Source organism: Okeania sp. SIO2F4 (assembly GCF_010672385.1).
Classification (GTDB): Bacteria; Cyanobacteriota; Cyanobacteriia; order Cyanobacteriales; family Microcoleaceae; genus Trichodesmium.
In genome coordinates, this window is sequence record NZ_JAAHGT010001333.1 from 1 (window position 1) to 1,718 (window position 1,718).

The 1,718-nt window shown below is 31.3% G+C and carries 2 protein-coding genes; both read right to left on the reverse strand.

Annotated features, from left to right (window positions below; genetic code table 11):
• Positions 1 to 260 precede the first annotated feature (260 nt).
• The gene (locus F6K22_RS40170) at positions 261 to 533 is read right to left on the reverse strand and encodes a hypothetical protein (RefSeq protein ID WP_293110689.1); all 273 of its coding nucleotides are present in this window, start codon (positions 531 to 533) and stop codon (positions 261 to 263) included.
• Between the two features lie 286 nt (positions 534 to 819).
• Positions 820 to 1,718 (reverse strand): LETM1/MDM38 family protein (locus F6K22_RS40175; protein WP_293110691.1); only part of this gene is annotated, 899 nt, incomplete at its 5' end.

A 1,718-nucleotide genomic window follows, 5' to 3' on the forward strand; every position in this document is an offset into this window, starting at 1 on the left:
TTCTAACTTTTTTAGCCCAAGCTATCTCTCGCTTATTATTATGGAGTTTTTCTGCTTGTTTTAAGAATTTTTCGAGTTGTTCATACTTGATGCCTAATAAACGTTCTGATTCTTGTGAATGATGGTGCATGTACTCAAGCATACTGGTCATAATTAGCCACTAAAAATTAGATTTTTTATTACTCTATCACAATTTATTTGTTTTCCGGAGATGTCTATTACTATGCACCACCACCCAAATTAATACTAGAAAAGGAACTTCAAGACATCGGAACGACCTGCCAATTGTGTGCTTCTAGGATAGGTGCAATATCTATAGCTGCTCGCTCTCGTAAGGTCATCACTTCTTTGACTTTACAAAGTCCTTCTAACTGAGTTTGATCCATAGAAACAGCTCGACTAACTATTTCATTATTTTTGCAGTATAAATAAGCATTAGCTTGATTATCTACACCTTGAAGTTGTAGATGGTGTACTTTTTTATCTTGATAAATAAAGTGATTTGGAGCAACAATTATTTTTATCTTTTTCATAAAAATCGTAGTTATATAACAATAGAAGCAAAGGGCGCGAAAATTTATAAATTATCAAACTAAGTAATAGATTATTTTTGACTTTTGACTTTTGAATTTTGGCTTGCGCGTAGCGCTATATTTTGATTTTGTTGACTATCTATTCTATAGACATAGGCGTGATAATCAAAAATCAAATCAATCCCATACGCAAAAATCATCAATTCTTTCCCCCTACTCCCTACTCCCTACTCCCTACTCCCTCTTTTCCGGAGAGCTCTTATAGAGATAGTCATTTTTTATCAATTTAATCTGACTTAGTATTGAGGTTTCTTGAATTCAAAGTAGAATTAATTTGTTGTAATAATTTGTCTTTCTGTTTTTTGCTCTTCAATTCTGGCAATTCAGAAATATTTGTATCTTGTTCCTCAAACTTTTCTTCAGCGTTATTAACTAAATTTTTGTCTTGATTTAGATGTTCTTGAACAACCTTAGTAACTTTACTACTTATAGGATGTATAACTGGAGATGAATTAACTACAGTTTTCTCTAAACTTGGTTGTTGAATTAATACTTCCAACCCATCTAATATTTTTTCAGAACGCTGATTATTTTCTACTATAGACTGAGCAGTATGTTTACCAGCTTCAGTCAAATTTTTCAGTTCAGAAATTTTAATAATTAAGCTATCAATTACTTGATTCATTTGACGACCAGCTTCTGATGTTTCGCTAACCAACTTTCCAATTTCATTAGTTATATGACCAAGTTCAGGACTTGAATGGGTATCAACTATCGCAGTTTGTATGGCTAAATGTTTTGCTTGTTGACTAACTGTTTCAATTTGATTTGATGTAGAGTTAATTAGGTTCAGCTCATTTGTAAATAACTGACAAATATTAACGATTTCATCCATGTTTTGATTGATTGTTTGTACTCCATCAAATGTGGCATTAAATGCTTTTCTTCCCTCCTGAGATATTAAACCAGTAATTTCTTTTATTCTTTCGTTAAGATAATTAATTTGTTCTGATTGAGTAATTATTTCATTTTGCTTTTTTTCCAATAGCTTATTTCGAGCTAATATTTCTTGTTTTTGGATTTGTAATGCTTCTGTATGTTGCTGAAGTTTATCTTGTTTATTGTGTAGCTTATTTCTTAGCTGGAGTAAATGATTTTTAGCATTGCTTTTGTAACGATATAACA

Bases quoted from the DNA above. Each gene is read 5' to 3' on its own strand.
- F6K22_RS40170 (WP_293110689.1), bottom strand. From the start codon at position 533: ATGAAAAAGATAAAAATAATTGTTGCTCCAAATCACTTTATTTATCAA.